The sequence below is a fragment of the Vibrio sp. V10_P2A27P122 genome (assembly GCF_963874335.1).
Lineage (GTDB): Bacteria > Pseudomonadota > Gammaproteobacteria > Enterobacterales > Vibrionaceae > Vibrio > Vibrio anguillarum.
Genome location: NZ_CAWNHY010000231.1, coordinates 1 through 2,026, shown reverse-complemented (window position 1 = coordinate 2,026; position 2,026 = coordinate 1). Strand labels below are relative to the sequence as shown.

The window sequence follows — 2,026 nt, the reverse complement described above, 5'->3', positions numbered from 1 at the left end:
GGCTATTCAGAGGATACGATGATAGATTTAAAAAATAATGAGCAATATTTCGACGTTTCTTTTGAGAAGCTTTCCTCACCTGATGAGAAATATAGCGACGTCGAGTTTGAAGATTGCCAATTCTCCGACTGCGATTTTTCAGCGATTAAATTCCAGAAATGTAAGTTTACAAACTGCACATTTGAACGCTGCAATTTGAGTTTGGTGGATTTTACAAACTCAAAGCTCTTTGAGCTTAAATTTCAAGACAGTAAGTTAGTTGGCGTTGATTGGACGAAAGCGACATGGCCAGTTTATCACTCGGACTTTGAGCTAAGTTTTAAGCGTTGTATTTTAAATGACTCGTCTTTCTTTGGCCTGACCTTAAATGAATTGGTTTTGGATGAATGTAAGTTGCATGATGTTGATTTTCGTGAAGGTAACTTTGCAGGTTCAATAATGATTTATAGTGATTTTAGCCACAGTTTATTTATGAGAACAAATTTGCAAAGGGTTGATTTCAGTGAATCAACAGCATACTCCATTGACGTACTAGAAAATAACGTTAAAAAGGCTAAGTTTTCACGATATGAAGCGTTGAGCTTATTAGAAAGCTTAGGTATTGAATTGGTGGATTAATAGCCTAACAAACGGCTCAAGAGGGATTGCCAACGCGTGGCGACTTTAGTACAAAATTGGAGTTTAGTGTTTACAGTGTGTTTTTTGAGTTCGGTGGTGCGTTGTCAACCCCTTAGCCGGGCGTTATGCTCTAGTCACAATCAAACTATTTTGGAATTTATCACAATGAAAAAATTAACAATTCTAGCTCTTTCATCACTGGCTTTCTTCTCATCTAACACTTTTGCTAGAGATGATGTGGGTAATTATTCGATTACAAAGGCAATGAGCTCCGAAGTGGCTAAATCTAAATTAGGCTCTGAAGTTTCATTTTACTTTGGCGAGCAGAGTTACGGCAAAGTTCTCAAAGAATTAGGTGAATTTAAAACCAGTAAAAAAACGAACGCTTTCAATAAAACAGATGAAGAAGCGTGCAACTGGGTTTTTCTTTCTGCCATGATTGCTCTTAAAGACAGAGCGATAAAAGAGGGTGGAAATGCAGTAGTTAATATCAAATCAAATTACAAAAACAACCTCACTTCAAGCAACGATACTTTTCAATGTGGTGCTGGAGCCGTAATGGCTGGAGTTGCATTGAGTGGTGAAGTTGTGAAGCTCAAAAAATAAGCATAACAAACGGTTAAAGAGGGATTGCCAACGCTCGTCGACTTTAGTTCAAAATTGAAATTCAGCGTTTACGGCGTGTTTTTTGAGTTAAGTGGTGCGTTGTCAACCCCTTAACCGGGCGTTAACCTTCACACAATCCTTCACATAAAAAAAAACAAATGTATCTATGTCACATCAAGGATGTGGGAGTTGTATCTCTAATTTCCAATTGTTTATTAAACATGTTGCACTGTATAATGCAGCCGTCCTTATGTGCCGTAGTAAACATAGAGGATAGTTCCCCTGTTACAAGCAGGGGTTTTATAATATCCGCAAAGGAGTCACAAGCACCTACAGATATTTTACCCTCTTGGTACTGAGCGGCTATGCCCAGAATCAAGAAGGACATTCTATGATTGAAATTGGCCTAGTGTTGCAATTCTCGTTCCACTTTGACATTGCTCACTTGGTTCAGGTTGCAGTTGATAACGCTGCTGCGATACGAGACCTTACCGCTACCGTGTACATTGCTATTAAGGTAAGTAAGGAACTCCGCAAGACCTCGAACAAAATAATCTAAGCATTAAAGCTACAGACTCCCAACTGCAAAAAGTGCAAATAAGAAAATAAATTTAAAATTAGTAGCGTCTTAACCTCACATAACTGCTTGAGTTTGGCGCTCAACTTCTTATCAAACAACAAAAGGAAATTGAAATTATGATAGACATTACAGTTATTATTGGAAAATATGGTCCGTATTACCCGTCAAGTGTAAATTCTGTACCTAGGGTAGGAGATTATATTAACCTAACCTCTCATACGG

At 38.0% G+C, this 2,026-nt stretch carries 2 protein-coding genes; both read left to right on the top strand.

What is annotated here, in order from left to right; translation table 11 throughout:
• Nucleotides 1-18: 18 nt before the first annotated feature.
• Nucleotides 19-618 (top strand): pentapeptide repeat-containing protein, encoded by a 600-nt coding sequence (locus AACQ17_RS09610; RefSeq protein ID WP_094167803.1) that lies wholly within the window; start codon nucleotides 19-21, stop codon nucleotides 616-618.
• A gap of 165 nt (nucleotides 619-783) precedes the next feature.
• Nucleotides 784-1,224: a hypothetical protein gene (locus AACQ17_RS09605; RefSeq protein WP_040122767.1), complete on the top strand. Its 441-nt coding sequence runs from the start codon at nucleotides 784-786 to the stop codon at nucleotides 1,222-1,224.
• Nucleotides 1,225-2,026 lie beyond the last annotated feature (802 nt).